Annotated in this window: 26 protein-coding genes; 10 read left to right on the forward strand and 16 right to left on the reverse strand. The window is 64.7% G+C overall.

Annotation, left to right across the window (positions count from 1 at the left end; all coding sequences use genetic code 11):
- Window positions 1-56: 56 nt before the first annotated feature.
- The gene (locus tag AC3IR3_RS11655) at window positions 57-1994 is read right to left on the reverse strand and encodes an acetyl-CoA hydrolase/transferase C-terminal domain-containing protein (RefSeq protein WP_489192269.1); all 1938 of its coding nucleotides are present in this window, start codon (window positions 1992-1994) and stop codon (window positions 57-59) included.
- 72 nt (window positions 1995-2066) lie between these two features.
- Here AC3IR3_RS11655 and AC3IR3_RS11660 point away from each other — a divergent pair, with 72 nt between their 5' ends.
- On the forward strand, window positions 2067-3539 hold the full coding sequence (locus AC3IR3_RS11660; RefSeq protein ID WP_489192271.1) for a phospholipase D-like domain-containing protein: 1473 nt from the start codon (window positions 2067-2069) through the stop codon (window positions 3537-3539).
- Here AC3IR3_RS11660 and AC3IR3_RS11665 read toward each other — a convergent pair.
- From AC3IR3_RS11665 to AC3IR3_RS11680, 4 genes are all read right to left on the reverse strand, one after another.
- Entirely contained in the window at window positions 3536-5305 is a 1770-nt protein-coding gene (locus AC3IR3_RS11665) for a chloride channel protein (protein ID WP_489196918.1), read from the reverse strand. The genes AC3IR3_RS11660 and AC3IR3_RS11665 overlap by 4 nt on opposite strands.
- Before the next feature lie 189 nt (window positions 5306-5494).
- A complete protein-coding gene (locus tag AC3IR3_RS11670; RefSeq protein ID WP_489192273.1) occupies window positions 5495-5791 on the reverse strand; it encodes a DUF6587 family protein in 297 nt (98 codons plus the stop codon).
- Window positions 5788-7635, reverse strand: coding sequence for a ferrous iron transport protein B (gene feoB, locus AC3IR3_RS11675; protein WP_489192274.1), 1848 nt, complete (start codon window positions 7633-7635; stop codon window positions 5788-5790). The genes AC3IR3_RS11670 and feoB overlap by 4 nt, the downstream gene beginning before the upstream one ends.
- Window positions 7632-7877 (reverse strand): FeoA family protein, encoded by a 246-nt coding sequence (locus tag AC3IR3_RS11680; protein WP_489192276.1) that lies wholly within the window; start codon window positions 7875-7877, stop codon window positions 7632-7634. The genes feoB and AC3IR3_RS11680 overlap by 4 nt, the downstream gene beginning before the upstream one ends.
- A 253-nt stretch (window positions 7878-8130) precedes the next feature.
- Here AC3IR3_RS11680 and AC3IR3_RS11685 point away from each other — a divergent pair, with 253 nt between their 5' ends.
- Together AC3IR3_RS11685 and dacB are read left to right on the forward strand one after the other, a co-directional pair.
- Window positions 8131-8919, forward strand: coding sequence for an enoyl-CoA hydratase-related protein (locus tag AC3IR3_RS11685; RefSeq protein WP_489192278.1), 789 nt, complete (start codon window positions 8131-8133; stop codon window positions 8917-8919).
- Window positions 8916-10412 carry a D-alanyl-D-alanine carboxypeptidase/D-alanyl-D-alanine endopeptidase gene (dacB, locus tag AC3IR3_RS11690; protein ID WP_489192280.1) on the forward strand — a complete coding sequence of 499 codons (1497 nt, stop codon included), beginning with the start codon at window positions 8916-8918 and terminating at the stop codon, window positions 10410-10412. Before AC3IR3_RS11685 ends, dacB begins: the two co-directional genes overlap by 4 nt.
- Before the next feature lie 33 nt (window positions 10413-10445).
- Here the strand turns inward: dacB and AC3IR3_RS11695 are convergent, their stop codons facing one another.
- A complete protein-coding gene (locus AC3IR3_RS11695; protein WP_489192282.1) occupies window positions 10446-10928 on the reverse strand; it encodes a glutathione peroxidase in 483 nt (160 codons plus the stop codon).
- Between the two features lie 105 nt (window positions 10929-11033).
- On the opposite strand from AC3IR3_RS11695, the gene AC3IR3_RS11700 reads away from it, so the two are divergent.
- The 3 genes from AC3IR3_RS11700 to AC3IR3_RS11710 all read left to right on the forward strand — a co-directional run bounded on the left by AC3IR3_RS11700 (window position 11034) and on the right by AC3IR3_RS11710 (window position 13655).
- Complete coding sequence (locus AC3IR3_RS11700) at window positions 11034-12029, forward strand: methionine ABC transporter ATP-binding protein (protein ID WP_489192284.1); 996 nt, start codon at window positions 11034-11036, stop codon at window positions 12027-12029.
- Window positions 12026-12703: a methionine ABC transporter permease gene (locus AC3IR3_RS11705; RefSeq protein WP_489192285.1), complete on the forward strand. Its 678-nt coding sequence runs from the start codon at window positions 12026-12028 to the stop codon at window positions 12701-12703. The genes AC3IR3_RS11700 and AC3IR3_RS11705 overlap by 4 nt, the downstream gene beginning before the upstream one ends.
- A 151-nt stretch (window positions 12704-12854) precedes the next feature.
- On the forward strand, window positions 12855-13655 hold the full coding sequence (locus AC3IR3_RS11710; RefSeq protein WP_489192287.1) for a MetQ/NlpA family ABC transporter substrate-binding protein: 801 nt from the start codon (window positions 12855-12857) through the stop codon (window positions 13653-13655).
- Window positions 13656-13777: 122 nt separating this feature from the next.
- On the opposite strand, the gene pncB is transcribed toward AC3IR3_RS11710, so the two are convergent.
- Both pncB and AC3IR3_RS11720 read right to left on the reverse strand, forming a co-directional pair.
- Complete coding sequence (gene pncB / locus AC3IR3_RS11715; RefSeq protein ID WP_489192289.1) at window positions 13778-14950, reverse strand: nicotinate phosphoribosyltransferase; 1173 nt, start codon at window positions 14948-14950, stop codon at window positions 13778-13780.
- Window positions 14947-15330 carry a thioredoxin family protein gene (locus tag AC3IR3_RS11720; RefSeq protein WP_489192291.1) on the reverse strand — a complete coding sequence of 128 codons (384 nt, stop codon included), beginning with the start codon at window positions 15328-15330 and terminating at the stop codon, window positions 14947-14949. The genes pncB and AC3IR3_RS11720 overlap by 4 nt, the downstream gene beginning before the upstream one ends.
- Window positions 15331-15428: 98 nt before the next feature.
- Between AC3IR3_RS11720 and AC3IR3_RS11725 the strand changes: the two genes are divergently transcribed.
- On the forward strand, window positions 15429-16241 hold the full coding sequence (locus AC3IR3_RS11725; protein ID WP_489192292.1) for a cytochrome c: 813 nt from the start codon (window positions 15429-15431) through the stop codon (window positions 16239-16241).
- Here AC3IR3_RS11725 and AC3IR3_RS11730 read toward each other — a convergent pair whose 3' ends face one another.
- A complete protein-coding gene (locus tag AC3IR3_RS11730; RefSeq protein ID WP_489192294.1) occupies window positions 16242-17513 on the reverse strand; it encodes a dicarboxylate/amino acid:cation symporter in 1272 nt (423 codons plus the stop codon).
- Between the two features lie 166 nt (window positions 17514-17679).
- Here AC3IR3_RS11730 and AC3IR3_RS11735 point away from each other — a divergent pair, with 166 nt between their 5' ends.
- On the forward strand, window positions 17680-18768 hold the full coding sequence (locus AC3IR3_RS11735) for an alkene reductase (RefSeq protein WP_489192296.1): 1089 nt from the start codon (window positions 17680-17682) through the stop codon (window positions 18766-18768).
- 164 nt (window positions 18769-18932) lie between these two features.
- Here AC3IR3_RS11735 and AC3IR3_RS11740 read toward each other — a convergent pair whose 3' ends face one another.
- The 4 genes from AC3IR3_RS11740 to AC3IR3_RS11755 all read right to left on the reverse strand — a co-directional run bounded on the left by AC3IR3_RS11740 (window position 18933) and on the right by AC3IR3_RS11755 (window position 22442).
- Complete coding sequence (locus AC3IR3_RS11740) at window positions 18933-20006, reverse strand: aminopeptidase (RefSeq protein ID WP_489192298.1); 1074 nt, start codon at window positions 20004-20006, stop codon at window positions 18933-18935.
- 24 nt (window positions 20007-20030) lie between these two features.
- Window positions 20031-20630 (reverse strand): hypothetical protein, encoded by a 600-nt coding sequence (locus AC3IR3_RS11745; RefSeq protein WP_489192299.1) that lies wholly within the window; start codon window positions 20628-20630, stop codon window positions 20031-20033.
- 98 nt (window positions 20631-20728) lie between these two features.
- Window positions 20729-21667, reverse strand: coding sequence for a histone H1-like repetitive region-containing protein (locus tag AC3IR3_RS11750; RefSeq protein WP_489192301.1), 939 nt, complete (start codon window positions 21665-21667; stop codon window positions 20729-20731).
- A gap of 169 nt (window positions 21668-21836) precedes the next feature.
- Window positions 21837-22442 (reverse strand): rhomboid family intramembrane serine protease, encoded by a 606-nt coding sequence (locus AC3IR3_RS11755; protein ID WP_132144879.1) that lies wholly within the window; start codon window positions 22440-22442, stop codon window positions 21837-21839.
- Window positions 22443-22577: 135 nt separating this feature from the next.
- Here AC3IR3_RS11755 and AC3IR3_RS11760 point away from each other — a divergent pair, with 135 nt between their 5' ends.
- Window positions 22578-23453, forward strand: coding sequence for a PhzF family phenazine biosynthesis protein (locus AC3IR3_RS11760; RefSeq protein WP_489192303.1), 876 nt, complete (start codon window positions 22578-22580; stop codon window positions 23451-23453).
- Between the two features lie 3 nt (window positions 23454-23456).
- The gene (locus AC3IR3_RS11765) at window positions 23457-23906 is read left to right on the forward strand and encodes a YaiI/YqxD family protein (RefSeq protein ID WP_207906843.1); all 450 of its coding nucleotides are present in this window, start codon (window positions 23457-23459) and stop codon (window positions 23904-23906) included.
- 46 nt (window positions 23907-23952) lie between these two features.
- Here AC3IR3_RS11765 and AC3IR3_RS11770 read toward each other — a convergent pair whose 3' ends face one another.
- The 3 genes from AC3IR3_RS11770 to AC3IR3_RS11780 all read right to left on the reverse strand — a co-directional run bounded on the left by AC3IR3_RS11770 (window position 23953) and on the right by AC3IR3_RS11780 (window position 26102).
- Entirely contained in the window at window positions 23953-24789 is an 837-nt protein-coding gene (locus tag AC3IR3_RS11770) for a dimethylarginine dimethylaminohydrolase family protein (protein ID WP_489225022.1), read from the reverse strand.
- Window positions 24790-24856: 67 nt separating this feature from the next.
- Window positions 24857-25141: a hypothetical protein gene (locus AC3IR3_RS11775; protein ID WP_132144875.1), complete on the reverse strand. Its 285-nt coding sequence runs from the start codon at window positions 25139-25141 to the stop codon at window positions 24857-24859.
- A gap of 79 nt (window positions 25142-25220) precedes the next feature.
- Window positions 25221-26102: an NAD(P)-dependent oxidoreductase gene (locus tag AC3IR3_RS11780; RefSeq protein WP_489192307.1), complete on the reverse strand. Its 882-nt coding sequence runs from the start codon at window positions 26100-26102 to the stop codon at window positions 25221-25223.
- Window positions 26103-26109: the final 7 nt, after the last annotated feature.

Consider the following 26109-nt stretch of genomic DNA (forward strand, 5'->3'; position numbering starts at 1 on the left):
GGCCGATGCCGCGATGAATGGACCCAAGGATAACGCATCGACATGACCGGCCGCGTTCAGACGCGTCGCAACGCGGCCCGCAACAGGCGTGCCTGAAGGCGATCCGCCACGGTTTTCGCTGTGTCCAGCCCCATCCGGGCGACCGCCTCGTCCTCGCCCTGAACCGGCTGGCCAGGCGCCACGAGGGCGCCCGCCAGCGCGAGACGGCCCTGAAGAGATGTCGCACGCGCGCCGAGCCACCCCAGGGCCGGCAGCAAGCGACGCTCGACATCGGTGAAGTCGCTGCCGAAGGGGAACGGGTCCAGGAGGCCGTGTTCCCGCAGCGGTCGCAGCGCGTTGCGCAGGCCATCGGGCGTGTGGGCACGCCACGGATCGGGAATGCGGAAATCATGCGCCAGCTTGCCGGCGGCCCTGGCTTCCTCCGCCAGGTCGTCGACGAAGCGCGCATCCGCGATGCCCAGCATCGCGATCACGCATTCCTCGTCGCTACGGCCGCGCAGATCGGCCATGCCGTATTCGGTGACGAAGACATCGCGCAGGTGCCGTGGAATCGTTTCGTGCCCGTAGTTCCAGCGGATGTTGGAAACGGCTTTGCCGTTCTTCGAGCGCGTGGATCGCAGTAGCAGAATGGAGCGGCCACCGGGCAGTTCGTGCGCCATTGCCACGAAGTTGTACTGGCCGCCGACGCCACTGACGACCGCACCGTCCTCCAGACCGTCGGATACGGCCGCACCGGTCAGCGTCGCCATCATGCAGGTGTTGAAGAAACGCGCGTCGCGTCGCTGCAGGGCAGCCAGCACCTGATGATCGCCGTAGAGATGATTGACGTTGGACACCCGGCACATGTCGATGGCATCGGGATCTTCCGCTTCGCTGCGATGCATCCACGCATACAGGTCGCGGGACCCGAGCAGGAAGGCACCGCGCAGATAGTGGCCGCCGGCGACACCGACGTCGATGCCAGCCGCCGCGTCGCGCTCCTTCGCCAGGTCGTCGTAGGCGCGACGGCGCAGCACGCCGGCACGCTGCAGATACATGAACCCGTCCATCACCATTTCGCTCGCGCCATACAGGCCGGTAACGAAGCATTCGCTGCCGCCCCAGCTGCGCATGGCGGCGCGCGTGAATCCTTCGCCGTCCAGCGATTGCAGCGCGGCCCGCCAGGTTTTGTTCTGTTCGTGCCGCAACAGCAACGCGCGCACGATCGCGTCGGACAGCGCGCCGATGCCGATCTGCAACGTGCCGCCGTCGCGGACCAATGCGCTCGCGTGCATGCCCAGCGCGTATTCCGCGGGTTCCACGGGCGGTCGCGGTACGGCGAACAACGGCGGGGACACCGCCGGCTCCAGCAACATGTCGAAGTAATCGGGCGACACTTCCGCGTTGCCGCTGACGAAGGGCATGTCCGGATGCGCGACGGCGATGCACAGCGGCCGGGGTTTACCCGCTTGCGCAAGGCGATCGAGGAAATCGAGCGTCAGGTCCGGGTTGGACGAAAGACTGACCCGCATACCCGCACCGTCGTCCCGCACCGCGACCAGTTGCACGAGTACGTTGATGTCCCGCTCGACCAGATCGCGAGCCACGTGCGTGTAGTTCTGGCTGATGTAATCGCGTTGCGCGCGTCCGGACTGCAGCAGCGCACCGGACTGCATGTAGAACTCGTGCACGCGGACGTTGGCCGGCAATGCATTCCGGGCCTGTGCAAGTGCGTAGTCGAGGTCCTCGAAACCGGCGCCGAAGTGACGTTCGAGGAAAGGTCCGAGGAATCGCGCCTGCAAGCCTTTGCCCGCCGACGGGCGGGTCAGCGACAACGCCGTGAACAGGGTCATCGACCGGCCGGGCGTGCCATTCACCGCGCGATAGAGCGCATTGAGCAATCCGTGCGGCTTTCCCAGCCCGAGCGGAGCCGCGATCCGCGGATGACCGCCAGCATGGTCGAGGATGGCCGCGACACAGGCCCCGGTATCGGATACACGCGATAGTGATGGCATGTGACGGATCATGCCAGAACGCGCAAGCATCCCGGATACACTGGCCCTTATGACCCGCCATCGATTCACTTCATGAATGCACGGCACCCGTCGTCCGGCCTTACGGGTCGGCTCTTCGCCGAACAAGCCTTAAGCCGTAGCGCCGGCGCTCCGCTGGTCGGGGGCAATGCCGTCGAACTACTGATCGACGCGCGGGCCCATTTCGATGCCTGGCTAGCGGCGATCCGGGGCGCCAGGCGCCACGTTTTCCTCGAGAACTACATCATCCGCGACGACGAGATCGGCCGGGAGTTTCGCGATGCTCTCGTCGAGCGCGCGCAGGCCGGCATCTTCGTCGCCGTCATTTCCGACTGGGTCGGGGCACTGGGCCAGTCGCGCAGCGCATTCTGGAATCCGTTGCGCCAGGCCGGCGGCGAAGTGCGTATCTACAATCCTCCCCGCCTTGGCTCGTCGTTCGGCTGGATCAGCCGCGATCACCGCAAGCTGCTCGTCGTCGACGGAGAGGTGGGATTCCTGTCGGGCGTCTGCATCAGCGCGAAATGGCTGGGCGATCCGGACCGCGACGTTCCGCCCTGGCGCGACACCGGCGTATCGCTGCGCGGACCGGCCGTGACGGAACTGGAGCACGGATTCGCCGATAGCTGGTCCACCTGTGGCGAGGCACTCCCGGACGACGAACGGCTGCGGCGCAATGCGGACCCGCTCGCGGCGGGCGACGTGTCGTTGCGGGTGATCGCGACCCAGCCCAATACGGCGGGCATGTACCGGCTCGATCAGATGATCGCCGCGATGGCGCGTAAAACGCTATGGCTTACCGACGCCTATTTCGTCGGCGTGGCACCGTATATCCAGGCACTGTCGGCGGCGGCGCGCGATGGCGTGGACGTCCGTCTGCTGGTCCCCGGTTCCAGCGATATTCCCATGGTCGCCAGTATGTCCCGCGCGGGCTACCGACCGTTGCTGAAGGCCGGTATCCGCGTTTTCGAGTGGAACGGCTCGATGCTGCACGCCAAGACCGCGGTCGCCGACGCCCAGTGGGCGCGCGTGGGTTCGTCCAATCTCAATATCGCCAGCTGGCTCGGCAATCGCGAAATCGACGTCGCTATCGAAGATTCCGGCTTCGCGTCACAACTCGCCGCCCAGTACGAACGCGATCTGCAGAACGCCACCGAGATCGTCCTGAAACCGAAACGCCGTCGTCATGGCAACGAACAGCTCAGCAGCAACGAACCGCGACCGCCACGCCCGCGAGGGGCAGGCGGCAGTTCGGGTCGCGCCGCCGCCGGCGCGTTGCGTCTGGCGAATACCGTCGGCGCCGCTCTCAGCGGTCATCGCGTGCTTGGCGATACGGAAACCGGGCCGTTACTGGCGGGTATCGCGGCGCTGACCGTCCTCGTCATCGTCGCCCTTCTGTGGCCCGCCGTCATCGCATGGCCGCTTGCCCTGCTGGGCGCATGGTTCGCGCTGAATCTCGGCATTCGCTGGCGGAACCTGCGCCAGCGACGCAAGCAGGATGTCGCACAGGATCGACTAACGCCTCCTTAGCTCGCGCGGCTGCGTTCCGCTCCGAAGCTGCGCGACGCCTGACGTGCTTCACGCAATCGCCTTCCATGAGCAGCGAGCAAGTCGCCCCGCGTGATAATCCCCAGCATCGTATGCGGTGCCTTTTTACTTACCACCACCAGACGGCCGACATCCATCTCGACCATGTGATCGGCAGCCTCTCGCAGGGTGTGATCCTCGCGCACCACCAACGGGGCCCGCTGGATCAATGCGCCGATCGGCGTGTCGCCATCCAGTGCTACGTCGTGGAAGCAACGACGCGTCAGAACACCCATCAAATGTCCGGTGTCGCCGATCACCGGAAACCCCTGGTGCTTCGTCATCGTCTCCGCCGATGCCAGCCAGTGACGGATTTCGGCCACGGTCTGGCTTGCGCGCAAGCTCACGACATCCCGGCTGCAAGCATCGCCTGCGTAGATCTGATCCAGATAGTCGGCGGCGTATTCGGAAGGAACTCGCACGCCGCGACGCGCGATCTTCTCGGTCATGATGGTATGTCGCATCATCAGCCCGGAGACGAGATAAGCCGCCGCACAGGCGCCAAGCAGGGGCAGCAGTCCGTGTGGCTGTTGCGTCGTCTCGAAGGCAAACACCACCGAGGTCAGGAATGCACGCGACGCGCCGGCGAAAATGGCCGCCATGCATACCAGCGCCGCCATGCGGGGATCGACATGCAGCCAGGGAGCCCATGCCACCAGCGCCAGGCCGAATACACCCCCCAGCGCACTACCGATCGTAAATAGCGGCGCCAGGGTACCCCCCGACGTGCCGCTCCCGAGCGCGACCGACCACGAAAGCAATTTCAACAGGCAAAGCGTCAGCATGCCTCCAAGACCGATCTGTCCCGTAATAACGGCAGCGATGTTGGCGTATCCCACACCGAGCGTCAGCGGCATGAAATAACCGATGATGCCCACCACGATGCCGCCCAGCGCCGGCCACCACATCCAGTGGATGGGCAGTTTCTCGAAGCCGTCTTCAATCGCGTAGGTCAGGCGGGTAATACCGACGCTGATCACACCGATGATCAGACCGAGCACGATATACGCCGCCAGCGCAGGCAGCCCGGGGGTGGCGATGCCATGCATGGGGAACATGGGTTCGCTTCCCTCGAGTACGTAACGGACGCCCGTACCGATCACCGCCGCCAGCGCGACGGGGATCAGGGAGCGAGCGCGACGCTCGAACAACAGCAGTTCGATCGCCAGCAGCACCGCTGAAACCGGTGCGGAAAATACCGCCGCCATACCGGCCGCCGCGCCCGCTGCCAGCAGCGTTTTGCGTTCGTCGGCGGTGACATGCATCCACTGGGCGACAAGCGAACCCAGGGCACCGCCCGTGGCGATGATCGGACCTTCCGCGCCGAACGGTCCGCCTGTGCCGATGGCTATCGCCGATGAGACAGGCTTGAGCCAGGTGATGCGCGGCGGAATGCGGCTTTCGTTGAGCAGCACCTGTTCCATTGCTTCGGGAATACCGTGGCCACGAATGGCGCGCGAACCCCAGCGCGCCATGACTCCCACGATCAGTCCGCCAATGGCCGGCACCACGATGACCCAAGCACCAAGATGATTCCCCGCAGGACTGACGAAGTCGTAGCTCCAGCGGCCGTAAAACGCAAGATTAGTGAACAAACCGATCAACGCGGTAAGCGCCCTGGCGACCAGGGCAACGGCCGCACCAAGCAACATGGCGACGAGGCTGATCCAGAGCACCCGATTGTCCAGGGGGCGGAACTGCCGGGGCATATGAGCGCGAGCGAGCGTTTCGTCGAGCGAGGGGGCAAGCGGCAACGCCGCACGGCTGTGCGGATCCGCGTTTGTTTCACGCATGGCTATTCCAGAAAGTGACCGCGCAAGGCTACGCGGATCTGCGTCCGGTAGCTGGCTGGAAAATGAACGGCCGAACTGACGCGGTGAAGCCCGCGGTCAATACGATCAGGACGGCTTGCGCGGACGGAATTCGAGGGGCTGTACGTCGGACGTTGCTGCCGTCGGTCCGCAGCTGTTGCACGAACCGCAACCGTCGCCGCAGCTACCGGTTGCCATGGCCGGCTGAAGTCGCCGACCCAACGCGCGCATCCATGTCGCGCGTCCGGACCGGTTGAGGCTGGCCGACCAGTTCGCCTGCCAGCGTTTCACCGTGGCGGGCAGCAATTTGCGGAAAGCCACGACGGCACTTATCAGGACGACAAGTCCGATGATGACCGCCTGCACGATGTCGAATGCGGTCATGACAGCGCGCTCGCGATCTGGAAAGTAGCGAGCGACGCGAGATACGCCAGACCGAACAGATAGCCGGCGGAAATCGCCACGTTGCGCCACGAATTGGTTTCGCGGCGGATCACCGCCAGCGTGGACATGCATTGCGGCGCGAACACATACCAGGCAAGCAGCGAGAGCGCCGTGGCCAGCGACCACTGATGGGCGATCAGGGGCCCGAGCTGCGCGGCGACGGTGTCGTCGCTGCCGGACATCGCATAGACGGTACCCAGCGCGGCGACGGCGACTTCGCGCGCGGCAAGACCCGGTACCAGCGCGATGCATATCTGCCAGTTGAAACCGATGGGCGCGAAAACGTATTCCAGAAGGTGACCGATACGGCCGGCGAGGCTGTAATCGATAGCCGGTTCCGTCGCGCCCGGCGGCGGCCCGGGGAAGCTGGACAGGAACCACAGCAACACGGTCAGCGCGAGAATGATGCCGCCCACGCGCTTCAGGAAGATCTTCGCGCGTTCCCACAGACCGAGCGCGATATCGCGCACGTTCGGCAGGCGGTACGACGGCAGTTCCATGATCAGCGCGTGTTCGCTCTTGTCCTTGCGCATCCGTTTCATCACGAAGGCGACGCCGAGCGCGCTGAAAATGCCGGCGAAGTACAGGACGAACAGCACCACACCCTGCAGGTTGAAGACGCCGAGCACCGTACGGGCGGGAATGAATGCCGCGATCAGCAGCGTATAGACGGGCAGGCGCGCCGAGCAGGTCATCAGCGGCGCGACCATGATGGTCGTCAGGCGGTCGCGTGGATCCTGGATGCTGCGCGTCGCCATGATGCCGGGAATGGCACAGGCGAAACTCGACAGCAGCGGAATGAACGCCCTGCCCGTCAGTCCCACCTTGAACATCATGCGATCGAGCAGGAACGCGGCACGCGGCAGATAGCCCGATTCCTCGAGTATCAGGATGAAGAGGAACAGGATCAGGATCTGCGGCAGGAACACCAGCACCGCGCCAAGGCCGGCGAAAATGCCGTCGTTGAGCAGGCTGTGCAGCGCACTGTCGGCCGGAAGGAACCCCGTGACCCAGGCGCCGAGCGCCGCCACGCCGGTTTCGATGCCGTCCATCACCGGCTGTGCCCAGGAGAACACGGCCTGGAAGATGAAGAACATCAGTACGCCAAGGATCGCGAGGCCGAAAACCGGATGCAGCGCCCAGCGGTCCAGCGCATCGTCGATGGCCACGGTCTGGCGCGGCATGCTGACGGTGGCCGCCATGATCTCGCGAACCTGCCCATGCAGTTCCTCGACCGTGACGTCCTCTTCCTTTGCGGCGCCAGCCAGCGTTACGTCGCGATCGATGTGTTCGATCAGCGCTTTCGCACCGCCGCGCCGCACGGCGATGGTTTCGACCACGGGCACGCCCAGGCGGCGGCTGAGTCCGGCGACATCGATGACGATGCCGCGACGGCGCGCGGCGTCCATCATGTTCAGCGCGAGTACGACCGGCCGGCCCAGACGGCGCACTTCCAGCACGAAACGCAGGTGCAGGCGCAGATTGGTGGCGTCGGCCACGCAGACAATGAGATCCGGGGCGGCTTCGCCCGGATAGCGCCCGTAACAGACGTCGCGGGTGATCGCCTCGTCGGGGCTCGTCGCCTCGAAACTGTACGCGCCCGGCAGATCGAGTACATGAAGCGTGCGACCGGACGGCGCGACGAAGCGCCCTTCCTTGCGTTCCACCGTCACGCCCGCGTAGTTGGCGACTTTCTGCCGGCCGCCGGTCAGTTGGTTGAACAGCGCCGTCTTGCCGCAGTTCGGGTTGCCGACAAGGGCGATACGCATTGCCGTGGCGCTCATGCCTGACCGTCCAGTGCCACGGTGACACGGGCGGCTTCGGAGCGGCGCAGCGCGAAACGCGTCGAGCCGATCTGCACCAGCAGCGGATCGCCGCCGAGCGGCCCTCGCGCCACGATGCGCACGGGTTCGCCGGCGACGAAGCCGAGATCGCGCAATCTCTGCGCAATCAGATCGGCGGGATGGGCTTCTTCGACTTGTCGAACCACGGCAGGGGCACCTTTCGGTACGTCGGACAGGCGCACGGGGCGTACTCAAATAAGAACTGTTCGCATTGTATGCCTTTGTGTTCGCCGCTGCACGCAAGCGGGGATTGGGGGTGGGAAGTGGGGGCGTGTTTCCGGCGAGCGCGTGAGGGGACTCGTATCGTCCGGCGGACGCTGCCTCCGCGTGGCGCTTATCGTTCCCTCAAGCGCTCGCCGGAAACACGCCCCCACTTCCCACCCCCGCTCTTCCCCCCAGCCTTTATGATTGAACGACCTAGCCCGGGAGCCACCCATGTCCGCCGTCATCGTCCAACGCGAGGGCTCCGTCGCCCGCATCGTCATGAATCGCCCGGAAGTGCACAACGCTTTCGACGACGGCCTGATAGGCGATCTCACCGCCGCTATCGCGGCCGTAGGCAGCGACGACACGGTTCGCGCGGTGGTGCTGACCGGCGAGGGCCTGAGCTTTTCGGCCGGTGCCGACCTGAACTGGATGCGCGGCATGGCCGCCGCCAGCGAAATGGACAATCGTGCCGACTCGCTGAAGCTGGCGAAGCTGATGCGCGACCTGCAATTTCTTGCGAAACCGACGATCGCGCGTGTCAACGGCGCGGCTTACGGTGGTGGCGTCGGCCTGATCGCCTGCTGCGATATCGCCATCGGCGCGGAACACGCGAAGTTCGCGCTGTCGGAAGTGAAGCTCGGCCTGGTGCCTGCCGTTATCTCGCCTTATGTCATCGCCGCGATAGGCCTGCGCGAGGCACGCCGGCTTTTCCTTACCGGTGAGGTTTTCGACGCGGAGCTTGCTGTGCGCATGGGACTGTTGCACGAAAGCGTACCTGCCGAGAAACTCGATACCACGGTAGCGCGTTGCGTGACCCTGCTGGCCAAGGGCGGCCCGGTGGCGCAACACGAAGCCAAGCGCCTTGCGCTGGACATGGGCGGCATGACCGAAATGCAGGCCCATCACGTCGACGAAAAAAACGCGGCGCTCATCGCCCGTCTGCGGGTGTCGTCGGAGGGACAGAGCGGCCTGTCGGCCTTTCTCGCCAAGACCACGCCGCCCTGGATCGCGGAATGACGAAGGTGCGCGTCGCCCTTGCCTGCGTCGCCCTGTTCGCGGCGCAGGCGGCGGGCGCCGAGGAGACGAGCGCGCTCGCCACGCGGATCGACGCCCATGTCGGGCAACCCCGGTTCGCCGCCGCGTCCTGGGCCATCGAAGTTGCCTCGCTCGACGACAACCGCATCGTGTATGCCCACGAAGCGAACCGGCTCGTCCAGCCGGCGTCCACCGCCAAGCTGTTCACGGCAGCTCTGGCTCTGGACACCCTGGGCGCCGCTTATCGTGTCCGTACGAGCCTGCTGGCCTCGGGCAAGGTCCGCGATGGGGTGCTCGACGGTTCGCTGGTATTGCGCGGCGGTGGCGATCCGACGCTGGGCGTCGCACCCTCCAGCAACGACTGGCCGGAACGTCTCGCCGCCGCGGTGGCGCAGCAAGGCATTACCCGGGTCCACGGCGACCTGATCGCCGACGACACCGCTTTCCAGAGCCCGGCGGCGGGCAGCGGCTGGGAAGCCATCGACCTGCAGAGTTATTTCGCCGCACCGGTCGCCGCGCTTAGCGTCGGCGAGAACGTCGTGGATGTCACGGTGAACGCGGCGACCGCCGCTGGCCGGCCCGCGCACGTCGCATTCGAGCCAGGGGACGCCGCCATGCCCCTGAACAACCGTATCGCTACCGGCGCGACGGGATCGGCGGCGGACCTCAATCTGTATCGCGCTCCCGGCGCGAGCGCGGTGGATGCCTTCGGCTCCGTGCCGGCCGGTTCGCCGTCGACGCGCATACATATGAGCGTCCCGGACCCCGCGCGACTGGCGGGCGAACGGCTGCGCCGGGCACTGCAAGCGCGTGGCGTCCGCATCGACGGCAGCCTGCGCGCGGTGCACTGGCCGTCGCACGATGCCGTACTGACCGGTAGCGATCAGCGGGAGATCGCCGCCATCGACTCCCCACCCATGGGCGAGATTCTTCGCTCCGGGCTGAAGCGTTCGCAGAACCTTTATCTCCAGGCGATCTGGCTGCTATGCGGCGTTCACGCGCCGGACCCCGATGCCGTCGGATTTACCAGTACCGAGACACACGCGTCGCATGCGATGACCGAATGGCTTACCGGACTCGGCATCGGCCCCGCGACGACCCTGCTGGAAGAAGGTACAGGGCTTTCTCGCCGCGATCTGACCACCGCCGGCGCACTGGTCCGTCTGCTCGTGCATATGGACGGCCAGCCGTCCGCAGCGACCTTCCGCGATGCGCTGCCCGTGGCCGGCGTCGATGGCACGCTCAGGGGGCGCATGCGCGGGACGCCCGCCGAAGGCAACCTGCGGGCCAAGACGGGGAGCATGACCTTCGTCAATGCGCTGGCGGGGTATGTCACCACGAAGGCCGGGCAACGACTGGCGTTCGCGATCGTGCTGAACAATTATCAGCCGCCCGATGCGGAGGCGTTGCCTTCGTCGTCGGGCGATGTGGATGCGATTGCGGTCATGCTGGCGTCGCTGGACACCCGGCTGTAACCATCGCGCGCAGGCGCGCGATGGGTGCTTGCCTTACCCGACCACCTTCGGCAAATCCTTCCCGATCTTCTCCGGCGTATCGGTCGGCGCATAACGCTTGACGACCTGCCCGTCCTTGTCGACCAGGAACTTCGTGAAGTTCCACTTGATCGTTTCGCTACCCAGAATGCCCTTGCCTTCGTGCTTCAGCCAGCGATAAAGCGGATGGGCTTTGTCGCCGTTGACGTCGACCTTGGAAAACATCGGAAAGCTGACCTCATAGGTCAGCGAGCAGAAATTCTTGATCTCTTCCTCGTTGCCGGGCTCCTGATGCCCGAACTGGTCGCAGGGAAAACCCAGGACTTCGAAGCCACGCTCGTGCCATTCCTTGTAAAGCGCCTCCAGCCCGGTGTACTGGGGGGTGAAACCGCATTTGGAGGCCACGTTCACCACGAGGAGAGGCTTGCCGCGGAACTCGGCCAGCGAACGTTCGTTGCCGTCGATATCGCGGGCCGAAAAATCGTAGATGCTCGTCATCGTCTCAGGACCTCCACAGGGCGTCCGGGCATTGTACGCATGATCCCGGGCGGGTCTCGTCCGGTACACTCCCAGCCTGGTTTTCACCGAAGGCCCCACCCGCTCGTGATCCGATTCGCCGCCGTCACCAAATCCTACCGGGTCAACGGAGCGGACGTGTCCGCGCTGCATCCGGTCGACCTCGAGATCGCGCCAGGCGAAGTCTTCGGCATCATCGGCCATTCCGGTGCCGGCAAGTCGACCCTGTTGCGGCTGATCAACCTGCTGGAGCGGCCCAGTTCGGGCCAGGTCTTCGTCTCCGGCAAGGATGTGACGCATGCCGAGGGCGCCGAGCTGCGCGCGTTGCGCCGTCGCATCGGCATGATCTTCCAGCATTTCAACCTGCTGTCCTCGCGCACCGTCGCGCAGAACGTGGCGTTCCCACTGGAACTGCACGGTCATGCGGATACCGCTGGCCGGGTCCGCGAGTTGCTGGCGCTGGTCGGCCTCAGCGAGCATGCCGAAAAATATCCTGCCCAGCTTTCCGGCGGCCAGAAGCAGCGCGTAGGTATCGCACGCGCCCTGGCCAGCAAACCCGAAATCCTCCTCTGCGACGAAGCAACCAGCGCGCTCGATCCGCAGACGACGGCCTCGGTGCTGGAGCTGCTGGCGGACATTAACGAAAAGCTCGGGCTCACCATCGTGCTCATCACGCACGAAATGGACGTCATCCGTCGCGTGTGCGACCGCGTGGCGGTACTGGACGCCGGGCGCGTCGTGGAGTCCGGCAGCGTGGCCGATGTGTTCCTGCATCCGCAGCATCCGACCACGCGCCGTTTCGTCGCCGAAGCCGAGCACGAAGAAGGCCGCGGCCCCGACTACTCGGGTGTGACGGGACGGCTGTTCCGCCTGTCGTTCCGTGGCGACACCACGTACGCGCCGCTGCTTTCGCAGGTGGTGCGCGACACGGGTGTCGAATACAACCTGCTTGCCGGTCGCATCGAACGCATCAAGAGCATGCCGTACGGCCAGATGACGCTCGCCATGCGTGGCGACAACCTCGAAGCCGCGCTGGAACAACTGCGTAGCGCCGGCGTCGACATCGAGGACATCGCACGATGACTCCCTTCCTGCATAGCCTGTTTCCGAATATCGACTGGGTGGAGATCGCGCAGGCCTGCCTCGATACCCTGGTCATGCTGGGCGGCTCGTTGCTGTTCACCGTCGCTATCGGCCTTCCGCTGGGCGTGTCCCTGTTCCTTACCGCGCGTGGGCAACTGCATGCGAAGCCGCGCCTGTACGGCGTGATGTCGTTGCTGGTGAACGTCCTGCGCTCGGTTCCGTTCATCATCCTGATGATCCTGCTGATTCCGCTGACCAAGGCACTCACGGGCGTCAGCATCGGCATTCGCGGCGCGATCGTGCCGCTGGTCATCGGCGCGGCGCCGTTCTTCGCCAGGCTGGTCGAAACCGCTTTGCGCGAGGTCGACCGTGGCGTGATCGAGGCCAGCCAGGCCATGGGCGCCACCACCTGGCAGATCGTGCGTCGCGTGCTGTTGCCCGAAGCCCGGGCCGGCCTTATCGCCAGCGCCACCGTCACGGCCGTGGCGCTGGTGGGCTATACGGCCATGGGCGGCATTGTCGGCGCCGGCGGCCTGGGTGCCCTCGCCTACCAATATGGCTACAACGGCTACAAGCCGGACTACATGCTGGTCACCGTGACCCTGCTGATCGTTCTGGTGCAGATACTGCAGATGCTCGGGGACCATCTCGTGCAACGGTATTCGCGACGCTGATTCGAGGCGCTTCGCGCCATGCCCTCACCGGGTCCCCGCCTTCGCGGGGATGACGATGCGGTGAGGCGCAAAGCGCCTCGGCTAATCCTGCTTTGCATCCGGGCGTATGGACGTCTATGCTGATGCACCGCAGCATTCGCCAGGACGCCTCATGAAGAAGCTTATCGCCCCGTTCGTCGCCGCCGTCGCGCTGATCGCCGCCGGCTGTTCCGGCGGCGACAAGGCCGCTGAGAGCACGCACCTGTCCGTTGCCGCGACGCCGGTGCCGCATGCGGAAATCCTCAAGGAGATCAAACCCCTGCTTGCCCAGCAAGGCGTGGATCTCGACATCAAGGTCTTCACCGACTACGTGCAGCCGAACACGCAGGTCGCGCAGAAGCAGATCGACGTCAACTTCTTCCAGACCGAGCCCTACCTCGACTCCTACAACCGCGATCACAAGACCGACCTGGTCAAGGTCGTCGGTGTACACATCGAACCGTTCGGCGCCTATTCGCGCAAGTACAAGTCGATCGACCAGCTTCCCGACGGCGCCAACGTCGTCATCCCGAACGATCCCAGCAACAACAGCCGCGCGCTATTGCTGCTGGCCAGCCATGGCCTGATCACGCTGAAGAATCCCAACGACCGCCTGGCCACGTTGAAGGACATCGCCACGAATCCGAAGCATCTGGCCTTCCGCGAGCTGGAAGCAGCGATGTTGCCGCGCGTGCTGGACGAAGTGGATCTGGCGCTGATCAATACGAACTATGCGCTCGCGGCGAATCTGAATCCGGTCAAGGATGCGCTGCTGATCGAGGACAAGGATTCCCCGTACGTGAACTTCCTCGTGGCGCGTCCGGACAACAAGGACGACCCGCGCGTGCAGAAGCTGGCGAAGGCACTGACGAGTCCGGAAGTGAAAGCCTTTATCGAGAAGACGTATCACGGAGCGGTGCTGCCGGCATTCTGATACGCCTCACCCGTCCGGCAACGCCGTCCCTGCCCCCCTCACCATCGTTCCTGCGCAGGCGGGAACGATGGTGAGGGGCAGGAATGTCAGGGCAAGCACCGCCGCATACGGCTTCGCATACCTCACGCGATATCGAACACCCGCCGCAGATACGCCACGTACTCCACGTCGTCGCTTATATTCTTCCCCGGCGTATCGGAAAGCTTCGCCACCGGCTGCCCGTTGCAGCGAACCATCTTGATAACAACCTGCAGCGCATCGGGACCGACGTCGTTCGTGAGGTTCGTACCCACGCCAAAGGCAAGCTGACAGCGTCCGCGGAAATGCGCGTAGAGCTTCATGACTCGCGGAATATCCAGCCCATCGCTGAAGACCAGCGTCTTCGTACGCGGATCGACGCGATTCGCCACGTAATGCGCCAGCACCCGTTCGCCCCACTGGAACGGCTCGCCCGAATCGTGCCGCGCGCCATCGAACAGCTTGCAGAAATACATGTCGAAGTCGCGCAGGAAGGTATCCAGTCCGTAGACGTCCGATAGCGCGATACCCAGGTCGCCGCGATACTCCTTCGCCCAGCCTTCGAAAGCTGCCACCTGCGAATCGCGCAGGCGCGGACCGAGCGACTGGAACGCCTGCAGGAATTCGTGCGCCATGCTGCCCAGCGGAACGAGACCATGCCGCATGGCGAGCCATACATTGCTGGTGCCCGCCAGTTGCCGGCCGAGTTCGTCCTTCAGGATCGTCAGCATTTCGTCGTGCCAGGCACGCGAGAAGCGACGACGCGTGCCGTAATCGGCAATACGGCAGGTTTCGTAACCGTCCGTATCGCGAAGCAGTTCGATCTTCGCGCGAAGGCGCCTGCGTCCCTCGGCCAGATCCATATCCGGATACCGTGCCGAGAAATAGATCTCGTTGACGATGGCCAGGATCGGCACCTCGAACATGATCGTATGCAGCCACGGGCCAGCGATGGCAATCTCGATCTCGCCATCGCCTTTCGCCGACGGCTCGACGCTGACGTACTTCGCGTTGAGGTGGAACAGGCCGAGAAAATCGACGAAGTCGCTGCTCAGGAAGCGCTGGCTGCGCATGTACGCCAGCTCGTCGTCGGTAAAGCGCAACGTGCACAGCGCATCGATTTCCTCGCGGATTCTTTCGATGTGCGGCACCAGGTCCACATCCGGCGTGCGGCACTTGAAACGGTATTCCACCTGCGCCGCCGGATACTGGTGCAGTACCACCTGCATCATCGAGAACTTGTAGAGATCGGTATCCAGCAACGAACGGACGATCATGCGGTAGCTCCCGTCGCGGCAATCTGTTTGTTCACGGCATCGACGAATGCGTCGGTTCCCGGCCACGCCGTGATCCGGCCGAGCTTCCTGCCGCGATGGAACAGGAAGAACGCCGGAATGCCATGCAGACCGAAGCGCGTCCCCATGCGCGGATCGTCGTATACGTTGTCGTGGAGCCAGCGCACGCCAGGCCATTCGAATCGCTCCGGCGTCAGCAGCATCGAACGCTTCGCGATATCGCAGTTGGGACAGTCGCGCCCCCACAGGAACAGGATCGCGATGCGGTTGTCGTCGACGCCGAGATTGGCGTCCAGATCGACATCGGCGATGCGCTGCATCGGGAACCGGTCGAAGAACTGGGGAACGGCGCTGTCTGCCATGGCGGGACTCTTTGCGTATTGCGTACGGTAACGCACCGATATGGGGCGTAAGCGACGATAATCGAGAGTACCGCGACTTCGATCGCGTGGAGACGAGGATGACCGCCGTGCGCGCTTTGTTGGGACTCATTCTGTCGCTGGTCGCGACCGCGGCTCTCGCCGCCACGCTGGAGATCGATACCGGCCACGGCCGGCGCACGTTCGATACGGCTGCCTTGCTCGGGCGCTCCGACATACGGACCATCGACGTGCCCGGCGATGTCTCCTACCACCGCGCCATGCGTTACCGTGCGATCCCGCTACGCGCGCTACTGGGCGACATGCCGCCCGACGCCCATCTCCAATTCGTCGCCCTGGACGGTTTCGCGGCGGAAATTCCGGCGGCCCAACTCCTTAACGACCGTGGCGCCGAGCCGTGGCTGGCCGTGGAAACGCCGACGGCACCCTGGCCGAAGCTCGGTGCCGACAAGCCTGGCGGCGGCCCCTTCTACCTCGTCTGGCTGCATCCGGAACGCGCTTCGATCGGCCCGGAACAATGGCCGTACCAGATCGCATCGATTCGCCTGCTGAGCGACCCGGCCGGCCGTTTTCCCGCCATGCGTCCGGACGACGGTCTGCCCCGCGACAGCGCGCCGGTACGCGGCTTCGCCGTCTTCCAGCGCAACTGTCTGGCGTGCCATACCCTCAACGGTCAGGGCGACGCGAAGCTCGGACCGGATCTGAACATGCCGCACAGTCCCACGGAATACTTCCGCGAGGACATGCTGCGTTCGCTGATTCGCGATCCCTCGTCGTTGCGACGCTGGCCGCAGGGCAAGATGCCCGGCTTCGGGCGCGACACGCTGAGCGACGCCGATCTGGATGCGCTGATCGCCTACCTGCGGCACATGGCAGGCAGGCCCAGGCCGTAGTCAGGCGTTCTCGCCTTCCTCCACGCCGAGATTCGTCGACGCGCGGTTATAGATATCCACATCGAGAATGCCGCGCTCGCGCGCAACCAGGACCGGCACCACCATCTGGCCGGTGACGTTCGTCATCGTACGCATCATGTCCAGGATGCGGTCGATGGCGACCAGGTAACCGATGCCTTCCAGCGGAAGACCCGCCGAGCTGAGCACCAGCGTGACCATCACGATCGCGGTGCCGGGCACGCCCGCCGTACCGAAGGAACCGAGCACGGACGCCAGCAGGATGATGAAGTATTGCGAGGCGTCCAGGTCCAGGTGGAAGTACTGGGCGATGAACACGGACGAGATGGCCGGATAGATCGCCCCGCAGCCGTCCATTTTGATGCTCGCGCCCAGGGGCACGGCAAAGGCGGCGTATTCCTCTTTCACGCCCATGTTGTGCACCACGCTGCGCAGCGCGACCGGCATCGCCGCGAAACTGGACGACGAAGTAAAGGCCACCTGCATGGCGGGGAGTGCCGCGCGGAAGAACCGGATCGGATTAAGGCGATGGGCCATCAGCAGGCCCCCGTATACGACGAAGATCTGGATGGCGCAGGCCAGGTAAAGCGTGACCACGAAGGTGGCCAACGGCAACAGTTTGGCGAAGCCGTAGCTGCCCACCAGGGCCGCGATCAGGCCGAAGGTGCCGATCGGCGTAACTTCGAGCACGAAACGGGTCACCTGGATCATCGCGTCGTTGGCCTCGCCGGCGAGCGCGCGCAATCGCGAGGACTTCTCGCCGATGCGCACCAGCGCCAGCCCGAGCAGGCCGGCGAAAAAGATCACCTGAAGGATTTTCCCCTCGGTCAGCGCCCGGAACGGATTGGCGGGAACCACATCCAGCAATACCTGTACGGGCGTCGGAACCACCCTGACCTTGTAATCGCTGGCCATGGTCAGCTCGCCGACACCGAGGCCGGGGTTCGTCAGGTGAGCGATCGCCAGGCCCACCACGACCGCCAGTGCCGCCGTGATGGCGAACCAGACGAAGGTCCGGCCACCCAGGGCGGCGACGTCCTTTACGCCATGCAGGCTCGACACGCTGTGCAACACCGCGAAGAACACCAGCGGCACGGCGATCATCTTGATCAGCGTGACATACAGCTCGCCCAGCGGCGCGAACCATGTCTGCGCGGCCGGGCCCATCAGCCAGCCCACCAGCGCGCCAAGCACGAAACCCGCCGCGACCCGCTTCCAGAAGCGGATACGGAACCAGAAAGAGAAAAGCGCCACGCTGTGTTTCCCCGTTGAGCAGGGTCCGACCTTACACCGCGAAGCCATCTGGCGGGAACAGCGAACCGGACGCTGTGTTTCCTCTCGCGAACGCTGAGGGGGTTGCAAGCGGTCCGTCGGGACCCAGCTCGTACGCAACTCCGCATCCTTCCAAGGCTTCACTTCCATGCGCAATCCGACCGTATCCCGCTCGCTGTTCGAGCCCACCCGAGCCGGCGATATCGAACTGGCCAACCGCATCGTGATGGCGCCGCTGACGCGCGACCGCGCGGGAGCCGGCCGCGTGCCGACACCGCTGATGGCCGAGTACTACGCGCAGCGCGCCGACGCCGGACTCATCGTCGCCGAGGGCACGCAGATTTCCCCGGAAGGCCAGGGCTATCTCGATACTCCGGGTATCTACAGCGCCGCCCAGGTGAAGGGGTGGAAGGTCGTGACGGACGGCGTGCATGCGCGCGGCGGCCGTATCGTGCTGCAGTTGTGGCACGTCGGACGCGTCTCGCACGTCAGTCTGCAGGCCGGCGGGGAACAGCCCGTGGCGCCTTCGGCGATCCGGGCGAAAACCAAAACGTTCACTGCGGCGGGTTTCGAGGACGTCTCCGAGCCCCGTGCCCTGGCTGCGGGCGAGATGCCGCGTCTCGTCAACGACTACCGCCGCGCCACCGAACTGGCGATGGACGCGGGTTTCGACGGCGTGGAAGTCCATGCCGCCAATGGCTACCTGATCGACCAGTTCATGCGCGACGGCAGCAATCGTCGCGAGGACGCATGGGGCGGCGGCATCGACAACCGGACGCGACTGCTTCGCGAGGCGGTCGCGGCGGTGGCGAGCGTCGCCGGCGCCGGCCGCACAGGCGTGCGCCTCTCGCCGGTCACACCGTCCAACGACATCCGCGACTCCAGTCCCCAGGCTCTTTTCGAGCGGGCGGTCGACCACCTGGCGCCGCTGGGCCTGGCCTATATCCACGTCGTCGAAGGCGCCACCGGTGGCGACCGCCATGTCGAACCCTTCGACTACGCCGCTTTACGTGCGCGTTTCGGCGGCACATGGATGGCTAACAACGGTTACGACACCGGTATGGCCAATGCGGCGCTCGCCAGCGGATACGCGGACCTGATCGCTTTCGGGCGATGGTTTATTTCCAATCCGGATCTCGTGCGTCGCCTGCGCGAGGGTGCGCCGTTGAACAAGCTCAATCCGGCGACGCTGTATGGCGGCGGTGCCGAGGGCTATACGGATTATCCGGCGCTCTGAGGCAACGACAGCCATCAACATCCACTTTTGTAGGAGCCCGTTTCGCGGGCGAAAGCCAACAGGGCGAGGACGCTGGATGCTCACCTTCGCGAGCCCGGTCTACGGGCTGCGGATGCCACGCACATCGTCACCGCTCCGTTGGTTTTCGCCCGCAAAGCGGGCTCCTACAACGGCGGCGTGGCGGGCAACGGTAAAATGGCGAGCGCCTTGAGCTTCTCATCGCGCTCCGCCTTCTTCAGCTTCGACAACCGCCGCACCCCAGCGAAGAACACATCCCAGTCACCGTGCGCATCGGCGAACACGCGCGCGAACGACGCCGTCCACTGATCGTAAAGCCCGAAGGGCAAAAGCCGTGCGTTGTTGATCGGCGCGGCTACCCAGCGATCGTAACGGCGATCGCCCTTCCCTTCGGTATCTCTCCACACGGCGTAGCGCTCCCGGAAATCGACGATTTCATTCGCCTTTCCCGCGCGTTTGACCTCGATGGAAACATCGCTCGTATAGAGCTTCGCGAGCCGGTCCCGCAGATCCATCACCTGCTGCGTGAAAGCCTTGGACAGCACGGCGCCCGTCTGGTCCGGCGGCGGCAACCCCTTCGCCTGTCGCCACTGCCGCACACCTTCTTCCTCGACGAAACTGGCATACGACTCGTTGAAGGCCGTGTCGTCCTTCACGTATAGCTTCTGGTGCGCCAGTTCGTGAAATATCGTTCCCACCAGCTCGTCGTCGTCCCAGCGCAGCATGCTGCTCAGGATGGGATCGGCGAACCAGCCCAGCGTCGAATACGCGGGCACATCGCCGACATAGACATCGTCGCCCTCGTCGTGCAGCCGCTTCGCCTCTGCGTCGGCGAGGTCTTTACTGAAATACCCGCGATATGCCACGCAACCGGCGACAGGAAAGCAGTGCGTTACGGGAACGAGCGACAGCTCGGGCGTGGCGAAAACGTTCCAGACCACGGCCGGACGATTCAGCTCGACGAAATAGGTGTAACTGCGATTGCGCGGCAGCTTCAGCGTGGTCGACGCGAACTCGCGTGCTTGCCCAGCCGTACCCAGCCGTGCCGCCGTGCGCGCATCGGTCGCCGGATCGGCTACAACACGCGCTATGGACCGGCGGTCGAACAGCAACGAAGTCTGCCCGCGCGCTACGTGCGCGTAATAGCGAACTGAAGTGCAGCCCGAACAAAGGGACATGAGGATGATCAGGACGATCGCGAAACGGCGCGGTAGAAGCATCCCGCATTGTGCCGCAACGGATCGCTATTCGCGTTCCTTGGGAGACTGTTTCCAACCGCGATTAGGCGCGCCTTCGGGTGCCTCGCGTCCCACGGGCCTGCTTTGTGGCCGGCCGCCGTCGCCACCGGGAGGCGGTGACGGGCGATTGCCGCCACCCTGACCCTGCCAGCCACCCGGAGGCGGCCTGTGGTCGCCTCCGCCGGGCGGACGATTACCGCCGCCCTGCCAACCGCCAGGCGGAGGACGATGGTCTCCGCCACCGCCTTGCCAACCGCCAGGCGGCCGCGAGCCGTGATCGTCGCGATCGTTTCCGTTCCAGCCACCCGGTCGACCGCGGTCGCGATCACGATCGCGGTCGTAGTCGCGACGACGATCGTAATAGCGACCGTCCCGTCCGTCGCGATACCAGATCGTGGAAACGCCGATGCCCGAGTTATAGCAACAGCCGTAATAAGGGTCGGCATAACCGTAGCCGTAGCCCGGCGAAACCACCGTCGTGGTTTCGCTGCCGTAATAGGCATCGCCGCCACCGCCGTTCCGGACATAGCGATACCCCGTGTCGTAACAGCCCGAGAGCAGTGACGCGGAAGCAATGGCGAAACAGATAGCGACGGCGCGGCGCATTGTCGTACCCCTTGGAGTGTCGACTACGACACTAGGCGCGTGTGGTTGAACGGCCGCTAAAAAACGGGAGCCGCGACGCGCGGCCCCCATCCATTCGTTCAGCCTTTGCGTTTGTCCTGGTCGCCACGCTCGTGTGCCGTGGTGGCGTAAGTGGCTTCGGGCGAAGGAGCGCTGGGCGCATCGTGGACGTCGGCTTCGGGCGAGTAAGCGGGCCTGGATGCGTCGTCGGTAGGCCAGGAGGGACCCTGCGCCACACGCTCGCGCTTGGCGTCGAGCAGCGCCTGGATGTGCGCTACGGCCTCTTCCTGAGTGATGTGCTGCACCGGCTCGTCCGGGATCGGGGCGACGGGGACTGGCTGCTTGCGCGCCACGGCCTTCGCCGGCGACTTCGAAACAGGTTTGTGTTCCACGGTATGCGCACCGGCCTCGCGGTTGCCGATTGGCCGGATTGCAGGCTTCTTGATCGGCGCCGCTTTTGCGGGCTTTACGGGTTTCGCGACGACGGTACGCGCGCTACGGGCCGGCGCGGCCTTCTTTACGGGTACCTTCTTTACGGGCGCCTTGCGAACGGCGGCTTTCTTCACCGCTACCTTCTTTGCGGCGACTTTACGGACAGGCGATTTTTTCGCCGTGGCCTTCCGGGCAGCCGGCTTCTTCGCTACCGACTTCCGGACCGCCGATTTCTTCGCGACGGTCTTCTTCGCTACGCCCTTGCGAGCAGCGGTTTTTTTCGTTGCCGCCTTTCTTGCGGACGTCTTCTTCGCCGGCGCCTTTTTCGCAGCGACCTTGCGGCCCGCTGCCTTCTTCACGGCGGTTTTCTTTACGGACGATTTCTTCGCTGCCGCCCTCTTCGGAGCCGCCTTCTTCCCGGCGGCCTTTTTGGCGACCTTGCGAGTAGCGACCTTACGCGCGGGCGCTTTGCGTGCCGCGGCTTTCTTTACCGCGGTTTTCTTTACCGCTGCCTTTTTTACCGCGGTCTTCTTCGACGCTTTCTTTGCCGCGGACTTCTTCGCGGCGGACTTACGGGTAGTAGCCATGCGCTCATTCCTCCTGCGGTGGTATGCGACGCGAACTACCCGCGCTGGGGAAACTCGCGTTCGTCCGGAAGATGCCTATCGGAGAGGGATGACGTTCCGGTGGCTCATCATCACTCACTCAACGCGCGAAGTCACATCTCCCGCGCAGCTGCAATTCAGGAACGGAACATCAACGGAACGTCGGCTGGCTGATCTGGGCGATGAAATCGCCGAACACGGACGGATCGATGAGCAACGTGACGGCTATGCCATACGCGCCTCCCCACAGATGCGCGCTATGGTTGACGTTGTCGCCGCCACGCCGCTCCATCACGATCGAATAGGCCACGTAAAGCACCGCATACAGGATTGCCGGCATCGGAATCACGAAGACGAGGATGCGTGTCCAGGGTGCCATGAGGATGAAGGCGAACAGTACCGCGGAGACAGCGCCCGACGCGCCCAGGCTGCGGTACGACACATTGTTCTTGTTTTTCAGGTAGGACGGCAGGATCGAAACCACCAGACCGCCGATGTAGAACGTGACGAAGCCCAGCGGGCCCATGTGGGCGTTGTAGAAGCCTTCCATCACGCGGCCGAAGAAGAACAGCGTGAACATATTGAAGAACAGGTGCGAACCATCGGCATGCACGAGCCCGTAGCTGACCAGCCGGTAATATTCGCGGCTGCGCGACAGCGCGGGAGGCCAGAGGATCAGATCGTTCATCAGGCGCACGTTCCTGAACGCCAGGATGGATACGACAGCGGTAACCAGGATGATAAGCAGGGTAATCATGCGAAGAAGCGATTCCGTACGCGAGTCGACCGCGCATCTTCGCCGTCTTGGGGGCCTCTTGTCGATCTTCGGGGCGCATAGGGGTGTTCGGACGGCTATCATGAACGATCCCCGTCACGCCCCGATCCCGACCCCATGTCCCTCATCCGCTACATGCAACTCGATGTTTTCGCCGCCCGGATGGGCGGTGGCAACCCGCTTGGCGTCGTCGTCGATGCCGCCGGCTGGACAGACGACCAGATGCAGCGCTTCGCGCACTGGACGAATCTGGTCGAAACCACCTTCCTGCTGCCCGCGACCGCCCCGCGTGCCAGCTATCGCGTCCGCATTTTCACCCCCACGCGCGAGATCGCGTTCGCGGGCCATCCCACCGTCGGCAGCGCGCATGCCGCGCTCGACAGCGGGCTGATCGTGCCCGATGGCGACGGACTGGTCTGGCAGGAATGCGGCGCCGGCACGCTGCCGATCCGCGTCGAAGGCCAGGGTAGCGGACGCGAACTCTTCGTCCAGGCGCCAAAGGCACACGTTCTCAGCGAAGGCGGCGACGCCGAAGGCCGCCTCGCCAGCGTACTCGGTGCGTCGGTACCGGGCGCCCTGCCCCCCGCCTTCGTCGAAGGCGGCCGGCGCTGGTGGATCGCCGAATTCGCCGACGAGGCCGCCATGCGTGCATGGCAGCCCGATCACGCGGCCATCGCCGCGCTCGCGAAAGCCAGCGACAGTCTTGGACTTTGCGTCTTCGCGCGCTCGGGTTCGAGCCTTGCCGTACGGGCCTTTCCCGCAGGCGTCGGTATCGTGGAAGACCCCGCCTCCGGTGCCGCCAACGGCCTTATCGCGGCGTATATCGCACATGCCGAACCGCAGGGACCGCTTGCACGGGGCTACGAGGTCAGCCAGGGACGCGAAGTCGGCCATGACGCCCGCATCCTCATCCGCATCGATGGCGACGCGGTATGGGTAGGCGGCCGGACCAATACGGTCATCGACGGCCATGTGCACTGGAACCGGGCCTGAGCGATGAAGATATGGGTCGATGCCGACGCCTGCCCGGTCGTCATCAAGGAAATTCTCTTCCGCGCGGCCGAACGCGAGAAGATCGATGTCACCCTTGTGGCGAATCAGTGGATTCGCGTGCCGGCATCGCGCTTTATCCGCTCGATCCAGGTCGGCAGCGGCTTCGACGTGGCGGACGGTGAAATTGTCCGGCGCGTCGAGGCGGGCGACATGGTGGTGACCCAGGACATTCCGCTTGCCGCGCTGGTGCTGGAAAAAGGCGCGCTCGCACTGAATCCGCGCGGTGAGCTGTATACCGCCGAGACCATCTCGCAGCGCCTGTCGATGCGTAATTTCATGGACGAACTGCGCGGCTCGGGCGTGGATACCGGTGGCCCGCCGGTCTTCCATGCGCGCGACCGCCAGGCGTTCGCCAATCAGCTGGATCGCTGGCTGGCGCAACGCAAGCGCTGAAGCCCCGCTCCGTTGTGCAGGAGCTACGTCGCTATGGAAATGCGGTTTATAACTCGTCCAGCCGCAGGGTCAGGCATTTCGCCGCGCCGCCGGATTTCATGAACTCGTCCAGCGCTACTTCGATAACGACGAACCCCGCATTCTCCAGCCGCAGCCGCAGATCGGCGCTGGCGCGGTTGAGTATCACGATTTTCCCGAGATTCACGGCATTGCAGGCGAATGCCAGCGCATCGGCCTCTTCGACCGCGATGCGCTTGTCCGGCGACACATACGTGTCTATGACGCCCAGCGATGCCTCGTCGAATGCCGATGGGAAATACACCGTGTAGCCTCCCGCCAGAGGACAGAAACACGTGTCGAGGTGATAGAACCGTGGATCGGTAAGCTGTAACGGGAGCACCTCGACGCCGAGCAACTGCGCCAGCGCAGGCGCGGCCTCCCGGTCCGAGCGGTGTCCGTGCCCCATCCACAATCGCCGGCTCGCGCCGCGATCGAACAGCGCGTCGCCGGCGCCCTCGAAAAATACGCCGCCAGGCAGGTCGACGATATCGAACCCGTGACGGACGAACCAGGCGCGGTCATGCGCTTCTTCGTCGCGTCGTTCGGCGAAGCGGAAGCGGCTCGGGACAAAGGTATTGCGGAAGACCAGGCCGGCATTGGCGGCGAAGGTCATGTCCGGCAGGCCTTCCGCGGGTGGCTGCAGCACGACGTCGGCATGTTGTGCGACGGTTTCGCGCAGCGCGTCCCACTGGTGGCCCGAACGCTCCGGCGTGGTGTCGTGGACGTGGTGGGTCATCCACGGATTGATGACGTAGCTGACCTCGAAGAAGGTCGGCGCACACATGAGGACGCGCGGCACGGTGCGCTCGACCATCGGAGACATCGCTTCTGCCATGAACGGACTCACCGATCGGAAGACGAGCCCCGATCATGGCAGAACGACCGCGAATTCAGCCAGACAAACCGTCGACGATGGCATTGACCGACTTCGGCGAGAAATGCAGTTCTTTCAGCGCCTCGGCGAGGCTGTCCCGGGAATTGACCTCGCTTTCGACCTGCTCGCCCACGCTGCTGGGCGACACATGGACGAAGTTCTTGCCGTCCTGATAGGCAATGCCTTCGTCGTGCACGTTCTGTTTCGTCAGCACCTTGTATGTGCCGTCGCCCGACTCCCTGACCGTGATCGCGCGACCTTCCAGCTCGCCCTCGTACACCACCTTCCAGCTTGCCGTCATAACCACACCCCGCTGCCGCACCCAACGTGCCGGTTCATTCTGGCGAATACCGTGTGGTGACGATTGTGAAGAACGAACCTCAACGATCTTTCAGGTGTGCCCGGCCGGCCGCGACGCGCGCCAGCGCCGACCAGTCCAGGTCGCCGTCGCCAGCTGCCATGGCTTCCAGCAGGTTGTCGTGCACCACGCTGGCGAACGGCATCGGCACGCGCTTTGCTTCGGCGGCACTGCGCGCCAGCCCCACGTCCTTGAAGCCCAGCGACATCTTGAACCCGGCGGGCGCGTAGCGTTCCTCGGCGATCAGGCCGCCATAGGTCTTGAAGATGGGCGAGGCGAACAGCGAACCCGTCATCACTTCGAGAAAATCGCCCGCCGAAACGCCATAGGAACGGGTCAGCGCCGAAGCCTCCGCCATGCTTTCGATAGCCGTGGCGATCATGAAATTGCCGGCGATCTTCAGGATATGCGCGCGTATCGGGTCGTCGCCCAGCGGCCAGACTTTCTGGCCCAGCGTGTCTAGCAACGGCTGGACGCGCTGGATGGCGGCAGGGTCTCCAGACACGACGATATTCAGATTACCGGCGGCGGCAACCTCGGGCCGGCCGAACACGGGCGCCGCGACGTAACCGATGCCGCGTTCGGCATGGGCCGCGATCAGTTCCTGTGCCAGCGCGATCGAAATCGTGGCGTGGTTTACATGCACGCTGCCGCGCGGCATCGCATCCAGCACGCCACCGCCTTCGATGACTTCGCGCACGGCGGCATCGTTGGCCAGCATGCTGTGGACCACTTCGCCGCGCGCAGCGTCGGCAGGCGTCGCCGCGACACGGGCTCCTTTCGCCTCAAGCGCCTTCGCGGCCTCCGGCGATCGATTCCACACCGTTACCCCATGGCCGGCCGCCAGCAGCTGGGCCGCCATGCCGGCGCCCATGGCACCCAGTCCGATGAATCCGATACGCATTGCCTGA

The sequence above is a fragment of the Luteibacter sp. GL_149 genome (assembly GCF_057834065.1).

Excerpts from the sequence above, each read along its gene's own strand:
- AC3IR3_RS11655 (WP_489192269.1), bottom strand. The coding sequence starts at position 1,994 with ATGCCATCACTATCGCGTGTATCCGATACCGGGGCCTGTGTCGCGGCC.
- AC3IR3_RS11660 (WP_489192271.1), top strand. The coding sequence starts at position 2,067 with ATGAATGCACGGCACCCGTCGTCCGGCCTTACGGGTCGGCTCTTCGCC.
- AC3IR3_RS11665 (WP_489196918.1), bottom strand. The coding sequence starts at position 5,305 with ATGCCCCGGCAGTTCCGCCCCCTGGACAATCGGGTGCTCTGGATCAGC.
- AC3IR3_RS11670 (WP_489192273.1), bottom strand. The coding sequence starts at position 5,791 with ATGACCGCATTCGACATCGTGCAGGCGGTCATCATCGGACTTGTCGTC.
- feoB (WP_489192274.1), bottom strand. The coding sequence starts at position 7,635 with ATGAGCGCCACGGCAATGCGTATCGCCCTTGTCGGCAACCCGAACTGC.
- AC3IR3_RS11685 (WP_489192278.1), top strand. The coding sequence starts at position 8,131 with ATGTCCGCCGTCATCGTCCAACGCGAGGGCTCCGTCGCCCGCATCGTC.
- dacB (WP_489192280.1), top strand. The coding sequence starts at position 8,916 with ATGACGAAGGTGCGCGTCGCCCTTGCCTGCGTCGCCCTGTTCGCGGCG.
- AC3IR3_RS11695 (WP_489192282.1), bottom strand. The coding sequence starts at position 10,928 with ATGACGAGCATCTACGATTTTTCGGCCCGCGATATCGACGGCAACGAA.
- AC3IR3_RS11705 (WP_489192285.1), top strand. The coding sequence starts at position 12,026 with ATGACTCCCTTCCTGCATAGCCTGTTTCCGAATATCGACTGGGTGGAG.
- AC3IR3_RS11710 (WP_489192287.1), top strand. The coding sequence starts at position 12,855 with ATGAAGAAGCTTATCGCCCCGTTCGTCGCCGCCGTCGCGCTGATCGCC.
- pncB (WP_489192289.1), bottom strand. The coding sequence starts at position 14,950 with ATGATCGTCCGTTCGTTGCTGGATACCGATCTCTACAAGTTCTCGATG.
- AC3IR3_RS11720 (WP_489192291.1), bottom strand. The coding sequence starts at position 15,330 with ATGGCAGACAGCGCCGTTCCCCAGTTCTTCGACCGGTTCCCGATGCAG.
- AC3IR3_RS11725 (WP_489192292.1), top strand. The coding sequence starts at position 15,429 with ATGACCGCCGTGCGCGCTTTGTTGGGACTCATTCTGTCGCTGGTCGCG.
- AC3IR3_RS11735 (WP_489192296.1), top strand. The coding sequence starts at position 17,680 with ATGCGCAATCCGACCGTATCCCGCTCGCTGTTCGAGCCCACCCGAGCC.
- AC3IR3_RS11740 (WP_489192298.1), bottom strand. The coding sequence starts at position 20,006 with ATGCTTCTACCGCGCCGTTTCGCGATCGTCCTGATCATCCTCATGTCC.
- AC3IR3_RS11745 (WP_489192299.1), bottom strand. The coding sequence starts at position 20,630 with ATGCGCCGCGCCGTCGCTATCTGTTTCGCCATTGCTTCCGCGTCACTG.
- AC3IR3_RS11750 (WP_489192301.1), bottom strand. The coding sequence starts at position 21,667 with ATGGCTACTACCCGTAAGTCCGCCGCGAAGAAGTCCGCGGCAAAGAAA.
- AC3IR3_RS11755 (WP_132144879.1), bottom strand. The coding sequence starts at position 22,442 with ATGATTACCCTGCTTATCATCCTGGTTACCGCTGTCGTATCCATCCTG.
- AC3IR3_RS11760 (WP_489192303.1), top strand. The coding sequence starts at position 22,578 with ATGTCCCTCATCCGCTACATGCAACTCGATGTTTTCGCCGCCCGGATG.
- AC3IR3_RS11765 (WP_207906843.1), top strand. The coding sequence starts at position 23,457 with ATGAAGATATGGGTCGATGCCGACGCCTGCCCGGTCGTCATCAAGGAA.
- AC3IR3_RS11770 (WP_489225022.1), bottom strand. The coding sequence starts at position 24,789 with ATGTCTCCGATGGTCGAGCGCACCGTGCCGCGCGTCCTCATGTGTGCG.
- AC3IR3_RS11775 (WP_132144875.1), bottom strand. The coding sequence starts at position 25,141 with ATGACGGCAAGCTGGAAGGTGGTGTACGAGGGCGAGCTGGAAGGTCGC.
- AC3IR3_RS11780 (WP_489192307.1), bottom strand. The coding sequence starts at position 26,102 with ATGCGTATCGGATTCATCGGACTGGGTGCCATGGGCGCCGGCATGGCG.